Below are 19,040 nucleotides of genomic sequence, written 5' to 3'. Positions count from 1 at the left end.
TGGCTATACAGGGAACAACGGTGGTTATGTCGCACCAGAAGCACCAACGAATGGTGGCTACACACCACCTGCAAGTAATGGAGGTTCAACAGGTGGCGGAAGCACACCTGCACCACAAGCACCGTCTCAACCGTCTAACGGTGGAGGTGGACGAGGAGAAATGACACAAGAAGACTTGAATCAAGCGGAAAAAGATGCCGCAAATAGTGATCCAACAAAAGATCCAAATAGTCCTTGGTTTAAACCTTAACACTGAATTAAATAATTGAATGGAAGAAGCAACCAGAAATATTTTGGTTGCTTCTTTTTGTTCTTTAAAGGAGAGATTAACATGATTCGTATTCGTTCCCCTTAATATGGACTGGAGTTAAGCACGTTCTTCCCCAAACTAAGAAGAAGGAGAAAAATTGATGAAGAAAAAAAGAACGAAACGTACACTGAAACAGCGAATAAAACAAGTCGGCAGCTGGTTTGGATTATTGCTGTTACTAATAGGTGGACTGGCAGGACTTCCTCCCTCTGGAAGTGAAATAGCGGATGCGTTAACCTTACCAGAAGGGGCAACACAAGTTGGGACAATCAATAATGCCCCCGTCATTAAGTCGCCAACCGATAATATGGCCAGTCAAACTTTTCAAGATATTTTAGCAGGACTTTTAGAAGGTGCCGGTAACCCCACTTACATTATCAATCAGGCTGCTTGGGGATCGTCCACTAAGCTTTATAATGGAAAACCGCTATCAAGTATCAGTTCTGCGGCAACGACTATATTGGGAGCGGATGGCTTCTTACCTAATGATAGTGCAATTGAATTAAATGTAGGTCAAACAGCTTATATTCAAAATGTAGGTACATCGATTAAAACTTCTGATGGTTCATTGGTTCCGATTTCTTTAGCTGTTACTGTTAATAGTGCAGTAGAACCAGACGGAACACCTTATAAAACAGTCTTAATGGGTGCAAAATCTCAAAACAGTGTAATTACATTTGGTTGGGGGTCTATTGTTCGTGGCGGATCAAACACGGGCGGTGGACAAACAGAAGGCGGAGGTGTAGGTGGAGAATCCTCCGATGGTACGCTGTTCGGATATATCGACTCTGTTTCGTATACATTAGCGTTCATTAACAGCGATACTGGTGAACTTTTACCAGAAAATGATACGTTAATGCCAATCAAAAATTCTGATATTGATGCGAATCAACTTGCAACTATGGGTGGTGAAGGGGCTTTAGGATACGTACTATCACCTGACACGGCGTTAACACAAGTTGGTAATGGTTTCCGATCAACTTCTGATGGTGCAATCAATGAGGATTCATCTGATTTAACGGAAAATAGTTATGTTGTACTGAAAAAATACAATAACAATGCCGTGCAATATAAATACATGGATGGTGCAGGAAATCACTTGGATATTGTCTCTGGTCACTTTGGCAATACGCCTTTCAAGATCAGTGAACTTCTAGGCGGTTTCCTTGAAATCAATAAAACCGTTGCTGGTTTTGGAAACAAGCCTTGGAATAGCAACTATTCATTTGACAAGCTAGTCTTTGATGTAAAAGACAAAGACGGAAAAGTGTTAGATACGATCAAGCTAGACAAAAATGGGTACGGTAAATCGAAACGAATCATGAAAGGAAATTATACGGTTGTGGAACGTTCGACAGGATGGTCAGCGACAGGTCAAACGGTTCGTCCAAATGAAAGTACCATTATTAAAACAGGGGAAACAACAACGCTGAAGCTAGAAAATAAACCCGTTGTCGGTCAAAACACTCTACAAAAAGTGGATCAAGACACTGGAAAAGTACAAAACGGCAAAGCAGATCTAACGTCTGCGATTTATCAGCTGTTCTACAATGAGGATGCGACAGGTTCTTCTCCACATAAAAAAGGTGATCCTGTTAAATGGAGTGACAAACCCGCACCAAAACTATTAACAGGTGAAAAAGTAACAAGTGCCTTAGTCGGTGGGAAGACAGTGAACTTTGGCGATGCTGTCGCATTAAAAGTAGACAAAACGTCCTTACAAGTCTCTGTTGGCAACTTAGCATTAGGGAAATATACGTGGAAAGAAATTGATGCAGGGGAAGGATACACAGTTGATCCAACCAACCATGATTTTGAAATCAAATACAAAGACGAAAAAACGGAAAACGTGGTTACGTCTGACGTAACGTCAAAAGAGCGTGTGATCGATGCTGCAATCAAATTAAACAAGAAATTCACCTTACCAAATAATGAAGGGTCTTCAGGATTCAACGATATTGAATTTGTCGCTACTCCATTAGAGGGAACAGTTGCTGAACCAGTCACAATGATTACAGGTGTTGATCCAGTCACAGGTGATGACGGGTACGCCTTCGGTAATTTAGTTTATGGTGATTGGGTACTAGAAGAAAAGAGTGAACCAGAAGGTCGTGAGAAAATCAGACCAATTTATATTCGTATGACGACAGATCGTGAAAAAGATCGTCTAACGATCACTGCTAGTTATGAAGAAGATCCAACTAAACCTGTATTCTCTAAACGTGAATATGCGCTCCAAGACAGCAGCTCAGAGAAAAATCCAAACAGTCAAGGGACAGTTGGTAGTGTGACAGCTAAGAAACCAACAATCAGCTTGTCTACGATCCACTTGAATAACAACCCTGTGACACCAGAAGAACCTACACCGCCGACACCTCCAACAAAAGATGTCACAAAAGAAGACGGTGGGGAATCGATAAATGAAGGAAATGTGGCGTTAAATTCAGATTTCTTTTATGAGTTAAATGCAAGTATTTTGAAACCAAACCGCAAAGACACAACAACTTGGACGATCCATGACGATTATGATGAAACATTTGATCGATACAATGGCTGGTTCAAACTATACGCAACGACAGACTTTGACACTTACAAAGCAGGGGACGAATTACCAAATGAATTCGTCAAAGCAGAAGATAAGGACGGCAAGGTCTTATTTACTGCTCAAAAAGCATTCTTAGACGTTGTAAAAAAGCATAAAGACAAAGAGGTAGGTTTTAGTATTCATGCTTCTTTCTATCGCTTCAAAGACTCTGAGAAGGTAATAAACACTTTCGTGGAAACGATCAATGATCTAAAACAGGATTCCAACGAAGTCGTGACAAAAACACCTAAACCTGAACCACATAAGTTTGATTTATCGAAAGAAAAGGTTGATTTAACAGGAGACAAACTTTTAGATGATGATTCAGAAATGAAGGATCGTTACGAAGACTCAAATAAAGATCCATACAACGACAAGACAGACAACAACGAAAAAGAAAATATCAACACAACTGAAGTTAAGCCAGGACAAACGCTTGTTTATCAATTATGGTTAGATACTCGTCCGTTTGACCAAACCAGTAAACTAACGTCATTAAAAATGGTAGATACGTACGACAAAGCTTCTTTGACCACTGATCCTAAAACGGTTAAAGTCTACAATGCCAAAGGTGAAGACGTGACCCAATCCTTTAAAGTAGAGGACAAAGACGGTGTATTAACGATTGCAGCGAATGTCTTCAAAAAAGCGAAAAACTCAAAAGGGGAAGAGGTATCGATCGTGGATACTGAAAAAATTCCTTTAGGCCAGATTTATAAGATCGATGCGCCAATGACCGTGAAGAAGGATGTTAAACCAGGAATCGATATAATCAATAAAGCCGATCAGCAATGGCAAGATTCCGATGGAACGAAAGATCACCACATTACGGAGAAGCGTGTAAATAAAACACCTAAAGCACAAGATCCAAAAAAAGAAGAACCAAAAAATCCAGTTGAAAAAGTAGCTGACAAAGTATTGCCACATACTGGCGATAGTCCAACAAGTATTTTTATCAAAGTATTAGGTTGGGTGATTGTTTTAGGCAGCATTATCTTTTTCACAGTGCGATCAAAAAGAAATAAACAAATTGTAAATGATGAAGAGCCGTTCTAGTGAACGGTTTTTCTTCTTTTGTACCAGGGGGTGAATAAATGGGAGTTATTGCATTTAAAGAAGAGAAAAAGAAAAAAAGTTTAGCTGTCAGAAACGTCGATGTTATTTTAGAGTACAACGACACTCAAACACGGTTAAGAACTATCAAATTAAACGCAAATAAGGTCATTGAAATGAGAGAAAACCAACTATTAGGCAAGGGGAAATTACAAGAATACACTGAAATCTGTTTAATCCATGCAAAAAAACGGTTGTGTATCCCGATTGTACAAGGAAGTGGCCGTTATTGTGATCATGATAACGGTGGACTACGTTTCTCTGTTCCGAATAATGTCAGAATCGCCAAAGCAGAAATGCATAATTGGCACTTACGATAAGTTGAAGGTGTTAAAAGGAGTGATCAGCAATTGGAAGAAGAAAATGAATACAAAGAGCTTGTGGAGTCTTTAGTATTGAATAACAAAATTCAATATTCTGATATTCCTTTTCAATTACGTAAAGGAAATCTTGCTTTATTTTATTATGCAGTCCGTGTGGCTAGGGACTCATTACAAGATGCTGCACAATTTGTGTCCGTCATGGAACAATTTTTACTAGATATTGATGAAATTGAGAAACAAAGCAATGTAGATGTACGTTTGCGCCGAAAGGCATTAGATGCTATTACTGGAGCAGAAACAATTTTCACGGGTATTGACATATTTGAGAAGCTTATTTTACAACAAGACCAACTAAAAGTTTCAATCTTACAAGCGATTAAAGATCAGCAAGAAAAACAAAGCTTACTAGACAAGGAATGTAAGTTGAGCAGTAGTGCAGAATTGCATAATGCAAAAGAGTGGCTTATTCAGGTTGAAGATTGGATACTTTGTGAAAAAATCAGGTTAGTAGATATGAGCCAACAAATAAGAATAACCAATCATTCAGTATACCTATTCGCTTTTCGCATAAATAGAGACAGAGAAAATGTTGAACGATATGTCGAAGACTTGCGAATCCTAGTAGACGATTTACTTGCTGTACAAGAAGAAATAGACCAAAAAAATTTATTAGAAGAAATTCTATGGAGCGGTATGTATTTTGGAGAAGGTTATTTCAAAGGAGAGGAATTGTTCGATGTCTTTGTTTATGAACAAACGAAAGCTAAACCAAGCTTATTTAGACATGCAGGATTACCTTTCCCAAATAGATACGTACTCAAATAAATTAAAAGATGCACGGCATGGAAAAAATTTTTATTTATAAAAGGAGATCATCGCTATGAGAATAAGATTAACCATGTTTCTTCCATGGCCTGGATTTGATTTTAAAACAGGTAATGGAAGCTATTCACAATCTAAAAATGTCCCTTCTCCAGTAATCTTCCACTTGGGCTATCTCAGGCAATTGCGGAGGGAAAAAAGATTGAGGTATGAACTCAGTTATACCTGGGCAGATTTTGACTTGATCAAGTTCATGGAGAACAGTAACGAAATGACAAGCATAAAAGTCAAATTTGCTTGGAAAAAATTGAAGATCCAAGAAAAAATTTTCCCGATCTATATAAATTACCTCAATCGTTTCTTGTGGCGATAAAATCGCTTTGGTTGCTCGATGATTTCCATCAAGAATCATATGCGTGTGCCCTTTAATAAGTGGTAACGCAAGTATAGGTTGATTTAAGTTGCTTGATTTAATAGTAGTGTCAGTGGTTTGCTGCCATAGAAAGTAGCGTTTATCTAATAAAAACTCTGTGGGAGTAGTTAACGAATTAGGTCGTAACCGTCGAAAAGTAGTTAAAACTTTTGATACATTTACAAAGCCTTGAATACTTTGTGTATCTACTTTTTTACCTATATTAATGAACTCTGTATCAAATTTTTTGAAAAATTGATTAAACTTATTTCTGTTTATTTTATTGCCAAGAAAAATTTCTTGTTGAATGGCACTTTCTTTTAGAACTTTTATCCAAGAATTAGCCCATTCTGAAGAGTTTTCTGCAAAAGTGTAATCTAACAGACTAGTTTTTAATTGAGAGTAATTAACAAATAGTTGATTTCCAGTAACATAGTTGTAATTAGCGTTCATGTATAACACCTCTTTAAATAGAATTTGTTTCTATTATATCCTGTTCTATTTGGATAATCTATCTATAACAAAAAGTATTGAGCGTACGTCTTATTATGAACAAAAGGAGGAATGACGTGAGTAAAAGAAAGCTCTAAAAAACTGTAAATGCCGAACAAGAAAGCCACGCCCAAAGTGCCGTTATGTTAGGAGAAAAAGGCCAAGGTAAACAGGAGTCGTTAAAGTTGTTATTAGAACGAATTAAAAAAGGTGAAATTACAAGATAATCATTAAAAAAAATAATTAAGGGAGAAAAGTAATGAAAAAAGTCACTTCAGCAACTGTTGAAATTGCAAGATATGTAACAGAAATTGATCAAACTCAATGGCCATTCGTCAAAAATGAATTTCCAGAAGCAGTGTATGATGAGACGAGAAAAAAGTATTTATCTTTGAATGAAGACTTTTTTGATAGCAGTGATTTGGGAAAATTGGAAAATGAAATCTTGAATGGAGAGGTAGTTCACTTAGAGAATATTTGTTTAGCACCTGATTATTGCTGTTATTACAACGAAAAAACAAAAGAATATATAGCAGTGTTGATCTCTAATAGAGAATAAGTATTGAATTAATCGGAAATTTAATAATGAAGTTAAGGTACGTATTTCTATGGGAATAGGTGCTTTTTTGTTGTAAAAAAATTAGTTTAAAGGAGAGAAAAACAATGAAATATCAACGACCAGTAGAAAGACCAACAGGGCCAAAAGAGTTCTTACCAGGAACGTATGCTGCAACCATTAAAAAGATTGTAAATAAGCCTGCAAGTTCAGGAAGTAAAATGTTTACGTTTTTTCTGGAAGGGAAGAATGGGGAACAAGGACGTTCATTCCTAACGTTTGGGAATGATTTTACCCAACAAACACTAAGCTTTATTCTTGCCAGTATTGAAGATAATGGTGTGGAAATTCCTGATATTGAATTCGGTTGGAACCAAGATACCTATAATTTTTTACTAAATAAAGATGTCTATATTCGTGTAGAAGAGGGCGAATATAAAGGAAAACCTCAGATAAAAGTTACGGAGTATTTAACATTAGACGAGTTTGAAGGCAGCGAAGAAAATACAGGATTTAATGAGTTTGAACAAACAGATCAAGCTCATTCTTCAGAATGGCAATAACAAAAAAATAAGTAGAAAAGAGGAAACAAAAATGGATATCGTTACAAAAATTGTCACAATCATCGGAGCGATTATTGGTGTTTTAGCAGCAGTAGGGATCATGTTAGGGGTAAAGGACATTCGTTCAGGAATGCACACCGATGATCCTAGAAAAACAGATAAGGGCATTGAATCCGTCATTGTTGGCGGTGCTTTTGCTTTGATTGCTACAGGGGTAGGAGCGTATGTTCTCGCTCAACTTAGCGCAATCAAATTTTAAGGAGGAAATGACATGAAAATTCCACAAGCGACCCTGGATCAATTGTTTAAAAGTCTAGGAGAGTACAATCCGACAACGAATGCGGTGATGGGAAAGATTTCAATGGCATTGATTCCTTTAGGAATGGCGATCTTAGGCATTCTTTTTATGGTGGAAATGACGAGTACGACAAAGAAATTCAAAATGGAAGACGGTGGATTAGGAGTAGAGGTCTTAACGGATCTTGCTATGAAATATATTATTGCGTTCGTTTTGATTATGTCTTCAGGCTATATTGTGGATGCGATTGTATGGTTTGGGATTCAAGCAACAAAATGGATCAATTCCGTTATATCAAACCCTAGCGCTTCTGAGATGATTCCTCCAATGGAAAAAGTTTCTTGGTGGGCAAAACCAATTGTCTTTTTATTTCAAGTATTCGCCTATCTTGCATTAGACCTTTCTGGTCTTGTGACAACGATCATTGTATTTTTGAGAGGTCTCCAGTTGTACATTGTCAAAGCAATAGCGCCTATCCTGATCGCATTCTTTGTTAATGATGAACTGCGTTCCATTGCAGTAGGATTTCTAAAGCAAGTCATGGCTTTGGTGCTTCAAGGTGCATTGTTGGTATTGATCCTTGGACTGATTCCGATTTTAACGGCTAACGATTACCTTTCTATGGGTTCTTTAGATGGTGGTATATGGGCAAACGCAGGCACGGTTATTGTCAACATATTCATGTATATTCATTTAATTCTAAAATATGTTGCGATTATCATTATGTTGATTGGCTCGCAAGGCTTGGCAAAACGATTAATGGGGGCGATGTAATATGGCTATAGGGTCACAATTTTATAGAGATGTGTCAAAAGTTGAACGGAAGGTATGGGGGATCAGTTTACGACAGTTGAAGGCTTATTTCCTACTACTAGGAATAGCGCTCATATTAGGAGTAGAAATCTTTTTTCTTCCTGATTGGGCGTTTTTGATTTTCTCCCTTCCTACTGCGTTTGTTCTAGGGTGTTACCCTGTTTTTCTACTATTAGATACGTGGAAAGAAAAGAAACGGAAGCTGGAGCTTCACTTTTATTACGAAGAACGAACCTACAGAACAGGTCAGATAAGGAGATATGATAAACATGAATTTACTCAAAAAGAAACCGTCAAAGAAACAGATGAGATCTAAACAGACAGAAAAACAAATGAAGCAACGGGTGTTAGAAAAAGCCAATCCAACAGCTCAAGATAGTATTAAATATACCACGCAATTTCAAGAAGGACTCATGCATATTGTGGAAGGTGAGTATTCTAAAACGTATCGCTTAGGTGAAGTAGACTACGAAGTAGCGATGGACGATGAACAAGAAGACGTGGTCGTTGGGTATGCGGATGGCTTGAATACATTAGATAAAAATTCTAGGTACCAACTGCTGGTACTCAATAAACGGATGAACGACTCTTTATTAGAGTCTATTTTATTGCCCTATGCGGCAGATTCTTTAGATAATTACCGCCAAGAAATGAACGGGATTATTGACAAACAGTTTCAACAAGATCAACGGAACTTTATCATTGAAAAATATGCGACGTTTACAACGAAAAGTTCGTCTAGGAAACAGGCCAATAAAAACATTGAAACAATCGCCAAAAACTTTAAAAATCGGTTTGAATCAAATGAAGTAGATCTATCTGTTACGCAACTGGATGGGGTACAACGCTTGTCTGTTATGAGTGACTTATTACGCCCAGGATCTTATTTTAGTACCACGTATCAAGATATTGCAGTATCCGGTCTGAATAGTAAAGCGTTTATTGTTCCTGGGAAAATTCATTTTTCAAAAGAAAAACAATACATGCGCTTAGGGGAGTATTATGCTGCTGTGTTATCTATACGGCAATACCCAAAATACTTAGAAGATCGTTTGATCCGTGAATTATGTACGATCGGAATAGAATTAGCAATCAGTATCCATGCCACACCATACGACATGATCCAAGCAAAGAAAAATATTCAAACGATGCAGACATTGAACAATGTGGCCATTAGTAAGCAACAAAAAACTAATTTTCGCGAAGGTGTTGGCGAAGACATGATTGCAGGAGATTTAAAAGATATCAAAGAATCAACGGAAGCCTTGATGGAAGAAATCAAAGAAAATGGACAAAAAATGTTTTCTGGTATTTTTACCACCTTTGTGATTGCAAAAACAGAAAAAGAGTTAGAGGAATCAATCAAGTCGGTCAAAGATGTAGGCTACACATGGCAAGTAGATTTTGAAGTGGTGGAAGACTACAAAGAGGAAGCCTTGAACACGATTCTACCGATTGGAAAACCGTACTTAGATGTAGAAATGAATTATATGCGTGATATGACGAGTACCAATGTGGCTTCACAGGTACCTTTTACAAATGTTGAACTTCAAAGTCCAACGGGTCAATATTATGGTCGAAATCAAATGACGAATAATGTGATCACGTTGGATCGTAAGAAAGATCTACCGACTCCTAGTGGATTGATTTTTGGTACGTCTGGTGCAGGTAAAGGAATGGCAACTAAATGGGAAATGATCAGTGCGTTGTTACGCTATCCGGATGATTTATTTCGAATCGTTGATCCGGAAAGTGAGTACATTCCAATTGCACGAGCTTTTGGTGCAGAGATTTTAGATATATCAACAGGAACACAACACCACTTGAATATTTTAGATATGGCTGATAGCCGGTTATTAGATGTAGAGGATCGTAACGTTGACTTAGTCAAAGAAAAAGCCAATTTATTGTCTAGTTTGTTTGAATCCTTACTAAAATCATATACAGATGAAGACGCATCGATCGTTGACCGTGTGACAAGAAAAACATACGAAGTCTTTGAAGGAAGTCAAGAACCGCCTACACTCGTAGAATGGTTTAATATTTTGCTAGAACAACCAGAAGCAGAAGCGAGAACGTTGGCTACTAAAGTAGAAACCTATTGTGTTGGTTCTCAAGATATTTTCGCTCATAAGACAAATATAGATTTGAATGCGAAATTTGTGGTGTTTAACATTAAAAAACTTGATGAGAAAATGAAGCCTTTTGCGATGAAAGTCATTTTAGACCAAATCTGGAAACAAGTTGTCGCTAACCAAGGAAAAGTTACGACTCGCTTGTATTTTGATGAATTACAAGTGAACTTTGAAGAAGAAGGATCAGCGAATTGGTTCTTAAATCTTTGGGTTCGTATCCGTAAGTATGGCGCTGTTACAACTGGAATCACACAAAATATTTCTACAATGTTGGATAGTCCAGCAGGTAGAAAAATGCTTTCCAATAGTGAATTTATGATTTTGTTACGGCAAAAACCAGTGGATCTCCAACGTCTAAAAGAAGCGGTTAACTTGAGACCTAAGCTCTTAAAATACGTTGGTGAAAAAGTGCCACAAGGAACAGGGCTGATTTACGCAAACGGCACGATCGTTCCATTTGAAAATCCTATTCCACCTAATACTGAACTCTTTGAAATCATGAACACAGATGCTTAGGAAGTGAGTGTATGACAAAAAAAGATTCTTCTTGGAAACTAGATCAAAAAGTTGGTCCAAGAGTGAAAGAAGGTATTAGTAGAAATGCCTTTCATAAACCACGTGAAGCTACTAAAGTGTCTAAACAAGCATTCAAGCAAGCAAAAAAAGACTATAAACTTTCTCGAAAGAACTATAAGAGCGAACTGAAAAAACATAAAATGACTGTTAAAAACGGTGGTAAACCACTCTCAATCAATCATATGATCGCAAAGAAAAAGTTTATTGAAGATAAAAATGGAAAAAAAGTAGCCAAACGTGTCTACAAAAAAACAAAGGCAAAAGATACGTCACGTATCTCTGTTCAGTTAAAAGGGGAAGCTAAGGTTTCTCTCAAACAAGATGTAAGCCAACAAGCACGCAAAGTGTTAAGTGGCGATGAGATCTTAAGTGAAGGAGTAGAAGCGTATCAAAAAGCTCGAAGAGCCAATCAAAAGATTCGTGTTGGTCTAAAAATTGGAAAACAGACAGGAAAAGTCGCTTTAAAAACAGGAAAAGGGACATATGGGTTAGGGAATCGTCTCCTTAATTTATCAAGAGGACGTGGGTTTCACCGAACGCCTGCAGATTTGACAACACGAAAGCAATTAATGTACAAGTTACGAAATCACCGTCAACGAATGAAGGCTGCAAAGGCTGCAAAAAAAGCTGAAAAAGGGCTTAGCTTAGTCCGTTCTGTCCTAACAGGAAAAAAAACGGCTTCAAAAGCAGCGATGATTCTTATTAAAAATCCAATTACGTGGATTGTGTTGCTTGTAATAATGATCGTTTTTATGTTGGCCGCAATTGCAGGTGGAACACAGAAGCCTGCGATTGTGCAAGACGATAAAGATTTAACCGATTCTTGGGTGTATATGACAAAAGTCGATGCCCAACATAGTGATGATACGAATCAGTTTTTTAGTAATATTGACGATGTCATGTTTTATATGAACTACCGTTTTGATGAGTATAAGCTAGCAAGTATGATCCCAGCTGGCACAAAAAATTATGAACAATTTCTCAGTGATCTATGGGATAATTTAAATGGGAAACCACCTGAGTACGACTTAAAGACAATGAAAGAAGTAGAAACGGACAAAAAATTACACTACTTTATGCCTGGTGAAGATTATGACCATTATCAGGAAGTTAAAAAAGAATTGGGCTACACCACATTGGATGATCCGTTAGCCTTTCCTTTTGAAACAGAGTCTTTAATTGTTTCTCGAAGGTATGGCTATGAAAAGATCAACGGAAAAGAACAGTTATTCAAAGGTATTGAACTGATGACAGAAGCTAATAAGGCCTTTAACTCTCCATTATCTGGTAAGATCACAAGTATTCCTAGTGAAACAAGTTTAGTGATCGAACAAGCCAAGAATGTACGCTTGACCATTGAAGGAGTGAAGAGTAGCCGATTTAAAGGAAATGAAGACGTACAAATCGGTACCTTTTTAGGGAATAGCCCAAATGAAACGGTCACTCTTCAGTATGAAAAATATGATGTAGAGAAAAAAGCTTGGTTTTCAGTTAACCCAGCTTTTTATTTTCCTTCTGTGACCTATACCCAAACCACGCTGTTAGGTTCTTCTTCGTTTGATCCAGGTGCAGACGTAGAAAGTAGAGCAAGAGCTGTCTATGACTATTTAACAAAATTAGGATACAAAAAAGAAGGGATTGCCGCTATCTTAGGGAATTTTTCTGTTGAAAGTGGAATCAATCCAAAACGAGCAGAAGGAGATTATTTAAACCCACCTGTAGGAGCGAGTGCTAATTCTTGGGATAATCCAACTTGGCTTGCGATGGGTGGAACAGAAATCTACGGAAAATTCCCAAATATTCTTCATAGAGGTCTAGGATTAGGTCAATGGACAGATACAGCTGATGGTAGTACACGACACACCTTGTTGCTTGATTACGCCAAGAGTAAAAACAAAAAATGGTATGATCTTCAATTGCAGTTAGATTTCATTTTTAATGGTGATTCTCCTGCATACCGAACTATGGCCGCTAATACAGCTGGAAATAAAGTAGCTGCGACAGTACCAGAATTAACCGTCTATTTCTTAAATAATTGGGAAGGAAACCCAGGAGATAAAACAAATGAGCGGATACAAGCTGCACAAAATTGGTTTAAATTCCTATCAAGTTCAGGAAATGAAGTCAATGGATCAAGTAGTGAAGTATTCCAAAAATATAAAGATAAAATGAAACCACTACCTACAGATAAAGAAACCAAGCCAGGACAAGGGTGGCCAGGAAACGCCTATGCATTAGGAAACTGTACCTGGTACGTGTACAACAGAATGGCACAATTAGGCAAATCAATTCACCCAACAATGGGAAATGCCAACCAATGGGTCTTGAATTATACGAAAACACCAGGCGCAAGTCTTGTTTCAACGCCAAGTAGAGGGGATGCCGTAATCTTTACAAATGGTGTGGCTGGATCAAGTTCAGTATACGGGCACGTGGCATTCGTAGAATACGTCAATAGTGACGGAACATTTGTGATCTCTGAAATGAATGTGAGTGGCGAATATTCAATGAGTTGGCGTGTGTTGAAAAAAGAAGCAGGCGAATTCTTTATGCGTGTGAATTAATGGAAGGAGAAACGAGTTCTTATGTATAACCATGACAAGATACGAAAATTAAAGAAAGCAGGCTGGACTCTAGGCTTGCTTTTTCTTGTGATTCTATGTTTTTTCGTTGGATTCAGTGTAGGAAAAAACAAGCAAAAAGCGGCACAAAAACCAGTTAAACAAGAGGAAGTAGAAAAGAAAAAGGATCTTAGTACCGATACCGTACAAAAATTTCTTGTTGCCTACTATACAAGAAAAGATTTAGGTGAGAATCGCAACCGATACGAACCATTGGTGACCACCTCTATGTATAACGAGTTAACAACTGAAGAAAAACAACCAGTGAACCTGGCTTACAAAGGATATGTGGTCAATCAGGTCTTGGATTCAGCGAACATATATATTAATACTGAAGAAGATACAGCAATTTGCGTTGTGACATACAAAAATACGCAACGAATTAAAATTGGGACCGATGAAGGCGCACTGAAGAATCAATCGAATCAAGAAGCAGTGCAATTAACCTTTACACAGCAAGGAAAAAAATTCTTGGTGGATAAATTGGAGCCTGTGACATTGACAACGTTATTAAATACGGACAGTAATTCATACAACACAAATGTAACGACAGAATCCAATTATTCTGATCAAACACAGACAACAACGACAAATTCAACTACACTATCCACAACGGAGGGATCAAGCCATGAGTAGAATTGAAGAGTTAGAAAAGAGACAACAAAGGTTAGAAAAAGAATTAGCAAATGCAAAAGACCGGTTAAAAAAGCAACAAGAAACGGTCACAAAAAAAGAAAATGAGCTGAAACAACTAGAAGCAGAAGTTGTTTCGACTTTTTTAGTTGAAAATGATCTAACTTTATCAGATTTAAAGTCATTAGTAGCACCTATTCAATCAATGCCCCCTGCTTTAGAAGCAGCGCCAAAGGATAATGAAGGAGGAACTGAACATGTTTAATTTTTTTAAGGGAACATTCCGCTTTGAAGTGATTCATTCAGATAACATTCAAACAGAGTCTATCCTGACTCCAGAATCACTGGTAAACTATGTGATTGGTGTAAATAACCATTTAATCAAAGCAGAAGAGACGGGTTGGGTGTATGCCGAAAAATTTAAGGAAAGCAAAAAAGGGAAAAAACTACTTTATGCTTTTAAAATCGAACTGCCGCTATACGAAGATAATCCCTATTTTGATCAATTACTTTCACCGTTTTATACGAAAAAGAAACTTGCGTTTGAAGAGGTTGTTCTTCCTGAAGCAACGAAAGAAACTAAAAATGAGGGAGGGACACCAGAATTGCCGCCAGAATTACAAGCACTGGCGGATTCTGGCACAAAACGTTTGGAAGAACAATCGCCTGAAACAGTTGAAGTTAGCGAAATGATCTTTGAAGAACAAGAACCCTTAGATCCCAATGATGATCAGGCTGAACAGCAACAATTAATTGAAAATCTTATGTATCAACTAGAAATGCAGCAAGAAGAAATCCAACAATTAAAGCAAGAAAATGCAACAAATCTCAGCCTTAACAATCCTTTTTCAAATGAGGACATACAAACAGAGCTAGTCATAAAGAAGAAACAGACTGAAGTAAGTCCAGACAACTCGTATCCAGGTCTTTCCTTGGATTCGATGGAACCAAAAACAGAAGAACCAACCGTTTTATCGACTCCTGAATCGATTGGGGCTGTAAGTGATGTGTTGGATCTTGTAAAAAATGAATTTTCTTCTCGCCTGTCTAGCTTCGTTGAAGAAGAGACAACAAAAATAGATCGAGAAATCAAAGAGTTGGATACCCGTCACTTGATTGAGGGAGAAGTAACAAAACGTGTCCAGATTGAAAAACAGCGGACAATGGATGCCGAGATCCTTGTGCTAGAAAATAAAGAACAAAAAGAGCTAAAAGAAGAGCAGCAGCGCCACGAATCTGCCGTAGCAACTATTAAGCGTACTTGTGCTGAGAAGAAAGCAACCAAAGAACAAGAATTAGACGTTCACTTTAAAGAAAAGTTATCCAACGATATTGCGGCGGAGTACCAAGCTCAAACCGATCAATTAACTCGTATTTTGCAAGGGAAGAAAGACGAGTTGGCATTTAAACAAAAAGAAATGAACGAAGGGTTAAAAGCTAATTTTGCCCAGGTACTTGCTTCATTTAATGAAACGCACGAAAAAGTGATTGAGCAAGTAGAGCAACAAAAAGTGGCCAATCAACCGATTGATTTTCTAGCACACAAAAAAGTAGCAAATTGATGATTCAGAAAGTAGTGTGACGAGAATGAAACGAATTCAGAGGTATAAGCGTAAAAGAATCGGCTCTATCATTTTTGAAATATTGCCAAGTAAACAGAGACGTTTTGTTCCAGATTTAGCGCAGAAGAAAATATCTTACGGCACGTTTAATCAAGGAGAGAGTCTAAAGCCGCCTTTACATGAGGATAACAAGAGTATTTTTTCACAGATGTCTTTTCGTAAAAAGAAAAAAGAGTTGAAAAAAAGGTTTGCGACGGTTGAAGACGTAGAAAAAATTGCAAATCGAACCAAAAATGAAAAAGACAATAATCGAAAGCACGAATGAAAAGTCTAGGATTATCGATAAAAAAATGGGGTTTTAATATATAGGCATGAAAAAACTCAAGATTATGGTTTTTTATGTATTTAGCGCGATGATTGCCGTCTATTAGAATAAGTCGTTCATTAAAAGAATCCTTAACTATAATTAATGGTTCTGAGGAGGCGCTTGTGTAGTGGACGTCAACGCTGTAATCAATCGCTGTTCCTAATAATTTTGACTGCAATCGAATAGGTGGTTCATTTTCTTGTGCTAAACTTTTTATTAAATTTGGAATGTGGATGGCTGCATCAAAATGAACTGGCGGATTATTGTAAATTTTTAAAGAAAAAGGGATTGGATAATTCTGAATACAGGCATTAGGCAGTACAAAAGAATAAGCATCATATTTTTTGAATAGGGATTTCCAATTTTCAAAATAACTGATTTGAATCTTTTCATTTTTGAATAGTGACATTGATGAGACCAGAGAAAAAAATTTATCCCAATCAATCTTAGAACATTGCAAATGTATTGTATCCATGGCTGATCTCCAATCTTTTTCTTAATCTTACCATAAATTATTTTTTTTAGATTTGAGGTGCTTTATGGAACAACGAGAAATTGTCCATCGATATTACATAATGGGGACTAACACGTTGGAAAAAACACTTCGGGCGTTGTCTCACTTATCAATGGATGGACTAGTAAAAATAAAGGACAGTCGTTTTCCGATGAATGGCGAAACAAATTTGTATAAACTCATGAGCCGAAGTGATCCTTTAACTTCGGCTTTTTTAAATGAAAAAGTCAATTTTATAAAATTAAAAGAATATTTGGGTGAACAAGGCCTTCCCTTTGCCTTCAGAGAGACACCAGAAGGTACGAATTTATACTTTCGAGTGAAAGACAAAGAGTTGGCGAAAAAGGCTTTAGAGCGTGTGATAACAGATATTAAGAAAGACCCAAAAAAGATTTTGAAGAAACCAGGAACCATGACATTTGAAGAGAAAATCGCTTATGCTAAATCTCAAACGGCTTATAAAGGTTCCGTTCAGCCAACCAATCAAAAAACGAAAGGTCGTGGTCTATAGTGCAGACATACAAAAAGGAACTAAAACCTTATTTAATTCTGGCTTGTATCCTATTTGTACTTGGCTTTTCGGTAGGAAACTTTTTTTACTTGTTACCAGGATATGATTATTCTTCCAAACTAAATTATTTGTTCACGAGAGAACTCCTACCATACGTAGAGAGTTCATTTTTTTTATTTTTTATTACACCTAGCTTTCTAAGCTTTGGCACTGGATTTCTTGGGTTCTTCAGTGGTTTACTGATGTATGTTTACGACAATGATCGTGGAATTTATCGAAATGGTGAAGAATATGGATCAGCACGATATGCAACCAACGAAGAAATGAAGAAATATGAAGATGAAATTCCTCAAAATAACAAGATTCTCAGTAAAAATGTAAAAGTGAGTCTTTTTAACAGCCGTTTACCTATAAAGCTTCAAAAAAATAAAAATGATCTAGTCATAGGAGATTCAGGTGCAGCCAAAACGTTGTCTTATATTAAGACCAATATTATGCAACGTAATTGTTCATTCCTTCTGACTGATCCCGATGGTGGGGTTGTCCATGAAGTCGGTCATTTACTGAAGGAAGATCATTACAACATTAAAATTCTGGATTTAAATACGTTAACAAACAGTGATAAATTTAACGTGTTCAAGTACATGAAAACAGAATTGGATGTTGATCGAGTATTAGAAGCTGTTACAGAAGCCACAAAAAAAGGCGATCAACAGGATATTGATTTTTGGCCAAAAGCGGAAGGATTACTCATTCGCTCTTTTATTGCTTATCTGTGGTTTGATGGTCAAGATAATGATTATTTACCGCATTTAGGAATGATAGCGGACATGTTGCGCTTTGTGAAGCGGAAAGATCCTAAAGTTCCGAGTCCTGTGGAAGAATGGTTCGAAGAACAAAATGAACGTCACCCAAACAACTATGCCTATAAACAATGGTCATTATTTAATGACCTATTTGAAGCCGAAACACGGGCAAGTGTACTAGGGATTGCGGCCGCACGTTATTCTGTTTTTGATCATGAACAGGTTGTTGACTTGATTCGAGACGATACGATGGATATTGATTCATGGACAGAAGAAAAAACAGCGGTCTTTATTGCAATTCCAGAAACAAATGATGCCTACAATTTCATTTCTGCTTTGTTTATGGCGACAGTTGCAGAACAACTACGAGTGAAATCCGATGCTGTTCGCTTAGGCAAACGATTCCTACGTAAGGGCAAGAAACTACTTCACTTCCGTTTTCTTATGGATGAATTTGCCAATATTGGGAGAATTCCTCATTTTGAAAAACTACTGACCACCTTCCGAAAACGGGAAATGTCCTTTGCGATTATTTTACAATCCCTTAATCAGCTACAGGCAATGTACAAAAATAGTTGGGAAAATATTGTAAATGGTTGTGCTTCCTTGATTTTCCTTGGGGGAGACGAAGAGAAGACGGCAAAATACCTATCGAAACGTGCAGGCAAACAAACACTATCGATTAGAAAACACAGTATTAGTAAGGGTCGAAGTAGTGGTGGATCAGAAAATCGAGATAAATATGGTCGAGATTTGTTAGACGAAAGTGAAGTCACAAAAATCGATGGTGATGAATGTCTCGTATTTATCACGAAAGAACATGTATTTAGAGATAAAAAATTCTACGCTTTTGATCATGAACTAGCGTATTTGTTAGGAAATGAGCCTGGAGACGAAAACTGGTACACATACAAACGTTATCGTAACGAGGAAGAAGAGTTATTGGATAAAGTCAGAAAAGAAGATATCGTGGATCACGGCACGATTATGGACGATGCTGCATAAGATAAAAAATGGAACGGTCAGTTA

17 protein-coding genes and 1 pseudogene are annotated in these 19,040 nt (G+C 37.2%); 16 read left to right on the top strand and 2 right to left on the bottom strand.

The genetic code is table 11. The features are described 5' to 3' along the window. The 4 genes and pseudogenes from A5819_RS19435 to A5819_RS18215 all read left to right on the top strand — a co-directional run. Positions 1-250: pseudogene (locus tag A5819_RS19435) on the top strand (hypothetical protein); the annotation flags it as partial. 160 nt (positions 251-410) lie between these two features. Then, positions 411-3,950: an LPXTG cell wall anchor domain-containing protein gene (locus A5819_RS18225; RefSeq protein ID WP_086281993.1), complete on the top strand. Its 3,540-nt coding sequence runs from the start codon at positions 411-413 to the stop codon at positions 3,948-3,950. Positions 3,951-3,988: 38 nt separating this feature from the next. Then, the gene (locus A5819_RS18220) at positions 3,989-4,327 is read left to right on the top strand and encodes a hypothetical protein (protein ID WP_086281994.1); all 339 of its coding nucleotides are present in this window, start codon (positions 3,989-3,991) and stop codon (positions 4,325-4,327) included. 30 nt (positions 4,328-4,357) lie between these two features. Then, the gene (locus A5819_RS18215; RefSeq protein ID WP_086281996.1) at positions 4,358-5,155 is read left to right on the top strand and encodes a hypothetical protein; all 798 of its coding nucleotides are present in this window, start codon (positions 4,358-4,360) and stop codon (positions 5,153-5,155) included. A gap of 124 nt (positions 5,156-5,279) precedes the next feature. Here the strand turns inward: A5819_RS18215 and A5819_RS18210 are convergent, their stop codons facing one another. After that, positions 5,280-6,017: a ParB/Srx family N-terminal domain-containing protein gene (locus tag A5819_RS18210; protein ID WP_086353096.1), complete on the bottom strand. Its 738-nt coding sequence runs from the start codon at positions 6,015-6,017 to the stop codon at positions 5,280-5,282. 298 nt (positions 6,018-6,315) lie between these two features. Between A5819_RS18210 and A5819_RS18205 the strand changes: the two genes are divergently transcribed. The 10 genes from A5819_RS18205 (at position 6,316) to A5819_RS18160 (ending at position 15,813) form a co-directional block, all read left to right on the top strand. After that, complete coding sequence (locus A5819_RS18205; protein ID WP_086353095.1) at positions 6,316-6,615, top strand: hypothetical protein; 300 nt, start codon at positions 6,316-6,318, stop codon at positions 6,613-6,615. 104 nt (positions 6,616-6,719) lie between these two features. Next, positions 6,720-7,175 (top strand): hypothetical protein, encoded by a 456-nt coding sequence (locus A5819_RS18200; RefSeq protein ID WP_086281998.1) that lies wholly within the window; start codon positions 6,720-6,722, stop codon positions 7,173-7,175. 31 nt (positions 7,176-7,206) lie between these two features. Then, positions 7,207-7,434 (top strand): type III secretion system protein PrgF, encoded by a 228-nt coding sequence (locus A5819_RS18195; protein WP_086282000.1) that lies wholly within the window; start codon positions 7,207-7,209, stop codon positions 7,432-7,434. Between the two features lie 12 nt (positions 7,435-7,446). Beyond that, complete coding sequence (locus tag A5819_RS18190) at positions 7,447-8,247, top strand: type III secretion system protein PrgH (protein WP_086282002.1); 801 nt, start codon at positions 7,447-7,449, stop codon at positions 8,245-8,247. Position 8,248: 1 nt separating this feature from the next. Further along, complete coding sequence (locus tag A5819_RS18185; protein WP_086282003.1) at positions 8,249-8,602, top strand: PrgI family protein; 354 nt, start codon at positions 8,249-8,251, stop codon at positions 8,600-8,602. Beyond that, a complete protein-coding gene (locus A5819_RS18180; RefSeq protein WP_086282005.1) occupies positions 8,556-10,937 on the top strand; it encodes a VirB4-like conjugal transfer ATPase, CD1110 family in 2,382 nt (793 codons plus the stop codon). Before A5819_RS18185 ends, A5819_RS18180 begins: the two co-directional genes overlap by 47 nt. An 11-nt stretch (positions 10,938-10,948) precedes the next feature. Continuing rightward, the gene (locus A5819_RS18175) at positions 10,949-13,561 is read left to right on the top strand and encodes a phage tail tip lysozyme (RefSeq protein ID WP_086282006.1); all 2,613 of its coding nucleotides are present in this window, start codon (positions 10,949-10,951) and stop codon (positions 13,559-13,561) included. 21 nt (positions 13,562-13,582) lie between these two features. Beyond that, entirely contained in the window at positions 13,583-14,254 is a 672-nt protein-coding gene (locus tag A5819_RS18170; protein WP_086282009.1) for a hypothetical protein, read from the top strand. Then, entirely contained in the window at positions 14,247-14,516 is a 270-nt protein-coding gene (locus tag A5819_RS18165) for a hypothetical protein (protein ID WP_086282011.1), read from the top strand. Before A5819_RS18170 ends, A5819_RS18165 begins: the two co-directional genes overlap by 8 nt. Continuing rightward, on the top strand, positions 14,509-15,813 hold the full coding sequence (locus tag A5819_RS18160) for a hypothetical protein (RefSeq protein WP_086282012.1): 1,305 nt from the start codon (positions 14,509-14,511) through the stop codon (positions 15,811-15,813). Before A5819_RS18165 ends, A5819_RS18160 begins: the two co-directional genes overlap by 8 nt. A 146-nt stretch (positions 15,814-15,959) precedes the next feature. Here the strand turns inward: A5819_RS18160 and A5819_RS18155 are convergent, their stop codons facing one another. Further along, positions 15,960-16,655, bottom strand: coding sequence for a hypothetical protein (locus A5819_RS18155; protein ID WP_086282014.1), 696 nt, complete (start codon positions 16,653-16,655; stop codon positions 15,960-15,962). Between the two features lie 64 nt (positions 16,656-16,719). Between A5819_RS18155 and A5819_RS18150 the strand changes: the two genes are divergently transcribed. After that, positions 16,720-17,205, top strand: coding sequence for a DUF3801 domain-containing protein (locus tag A5819_RS18150; protein WP_086282016.1), 486 nt, complete (start codon positions 16,720-16,722; stop codon positions 17,203-17,205). After that, positions 17,205-19,016 carry a VirD4-like conjugal transfer protein, CD1115 family gene (locus A5819_RS18145; RefSeq protein WP_086282018.1) on the top strand — a complete coding sequence of 604 codons (1,812 nt, stop codon included), beginning with the start codon at positions 17,205-17,207 and terminating at the stop codon, positions 19,014-19,016. Before A5819_RS18150 ends, A5819_RS18145 begins: the two co-directional genes overlap by 1 nt. Positions 19,017-19,040 lie beyond the last annotated feature (24 nt).

Origin of the sequence: Enterococcus sp. 7E2_DIV0204 (assembly GCF_002140855.1) — a bacterium.
Taxonomy (GTDB): domain Bacteria; phylum Bacillota; class Bacilli; order Lactobacillales; family Enterococcaceae; genus Enterococcus_L; species Enterococcus_L lemimoniae.
The sequence above is the reverse complement of the archived record's forward strand: the minus strand, read 5'-3'. Positions and strand labels throughout refer to the sequence as shown.

What these genes read in the sequence shown, in the direction of transcription:
- A5819_RS18180 (WP_086282005.1), top strand. Translation starts at nt 8,556, where the DNA reads ATGAATTTACTCAAAAAGAAACCGTCAAAGAAACAGATGAGATCTAAA.
- A5819_RS18165 (WP_086282011.1), top strand. Translation starts at nt 14,247, where the DNA reads ATGAGTAGAATTGAAGAGTTAGAAAAGAGACAACAAAGGTTAGAAAAA.
- A5819_RS18150 (WP_086282016.1), top strand. Translation starts at nt 16,720, where the DNA reads ATGGAACAACGAGAAATTGTCCATCGATATTACATAATGGGGACTAAC.
- A5819_RS18205 (WP_086353095.1), top strand. Translation starts at nt 6,316, where the DNA reads ATGAAAAAAGTCACTTCAGCAACTGTTGAAATTGCAAGATATGTAACA.
- A5819_RS18170 (WP_086282009.1), top strand. Translation starts at nt 13,583, where the DNA reads ATGTATAACCATGACAAGATACGAAAATTAAAGAAAGCAGGCTGGACT.
- A5819_RS18195 (WP_086282000.1), top strand. Translation starts at nt 7,207, where the DNA reads ATGGATATCGTTACAAAAATTGTCACAATCATCGGAGCGATTATTGGT.
- A5819_RS18185 (WP_086282003.1), top strand. Translation starts at nt 8,249, where the DNA reads ATGGCTATAGGGTCACAATTTTATAGAGATGTGTCAAAAGTTGAACGG.
- A5819_RS18225 (WP_086281993.1), top strand. Translation starts at nt 411, where the DNA reads ATGAAGAAAAAAAGAACGAAACGTACACTGAAACAGCGAATAAAACAA.
- A5819_RS18155 (WP_086282014.1), bottom strand. Translation starts at nt 16,655, where the DNA reads ATGGATACAATACATTTGCAATGTTCTAAGATTGATTGGGATAAATTT.
- A5819_RS18200 (WP_086281998.1), top strand. Translation starts at nt 6,720, where the DNA reads ATGAAATATCAACGACCAGTAGAAAGACCAACAGGGCCAAAAGAGTTC.
- A5819_RS18190 (WP_086282002.1), top strand. Translation starts at nt 7,447, where the DNA reads ATGAAAATTCCACAAGCGACCCTGGATCAATTGTTTAAAAGTCTAGGA.
- A5819_RS18220 (WP_086281994.1), top strand. Translation starts at nt 3,989, where the DNA reads ATGGGAGTTATTGCATTTAAAGAAGAGAAAAAGAAAAAAAGTTTAGCT.
- A5819_RS18160 (WP_086282012.1), top strand. Translation starts at nt 14,509, where the DNA reads ATGTTTAATTTTTTTAAGGGAACATTCCGCTTTGAAGTGATTCATTCA.
- A5819_RS18175 (WP_086282006.1), top strand. Translation starts at nt 10,949, where the DNA reads ATGACAAAAAAAGATTCTTCTTGGAAACTAGATCAAAAAGTTGGTCCA.
- A5819_RS18210 (WP_086353096.1), bottom strand. Translation starts at nt 6,017, where the DNA reads ATGAACGCTAATTACAACTATGTTACTGGAAATCAACTATTTGTTAAT.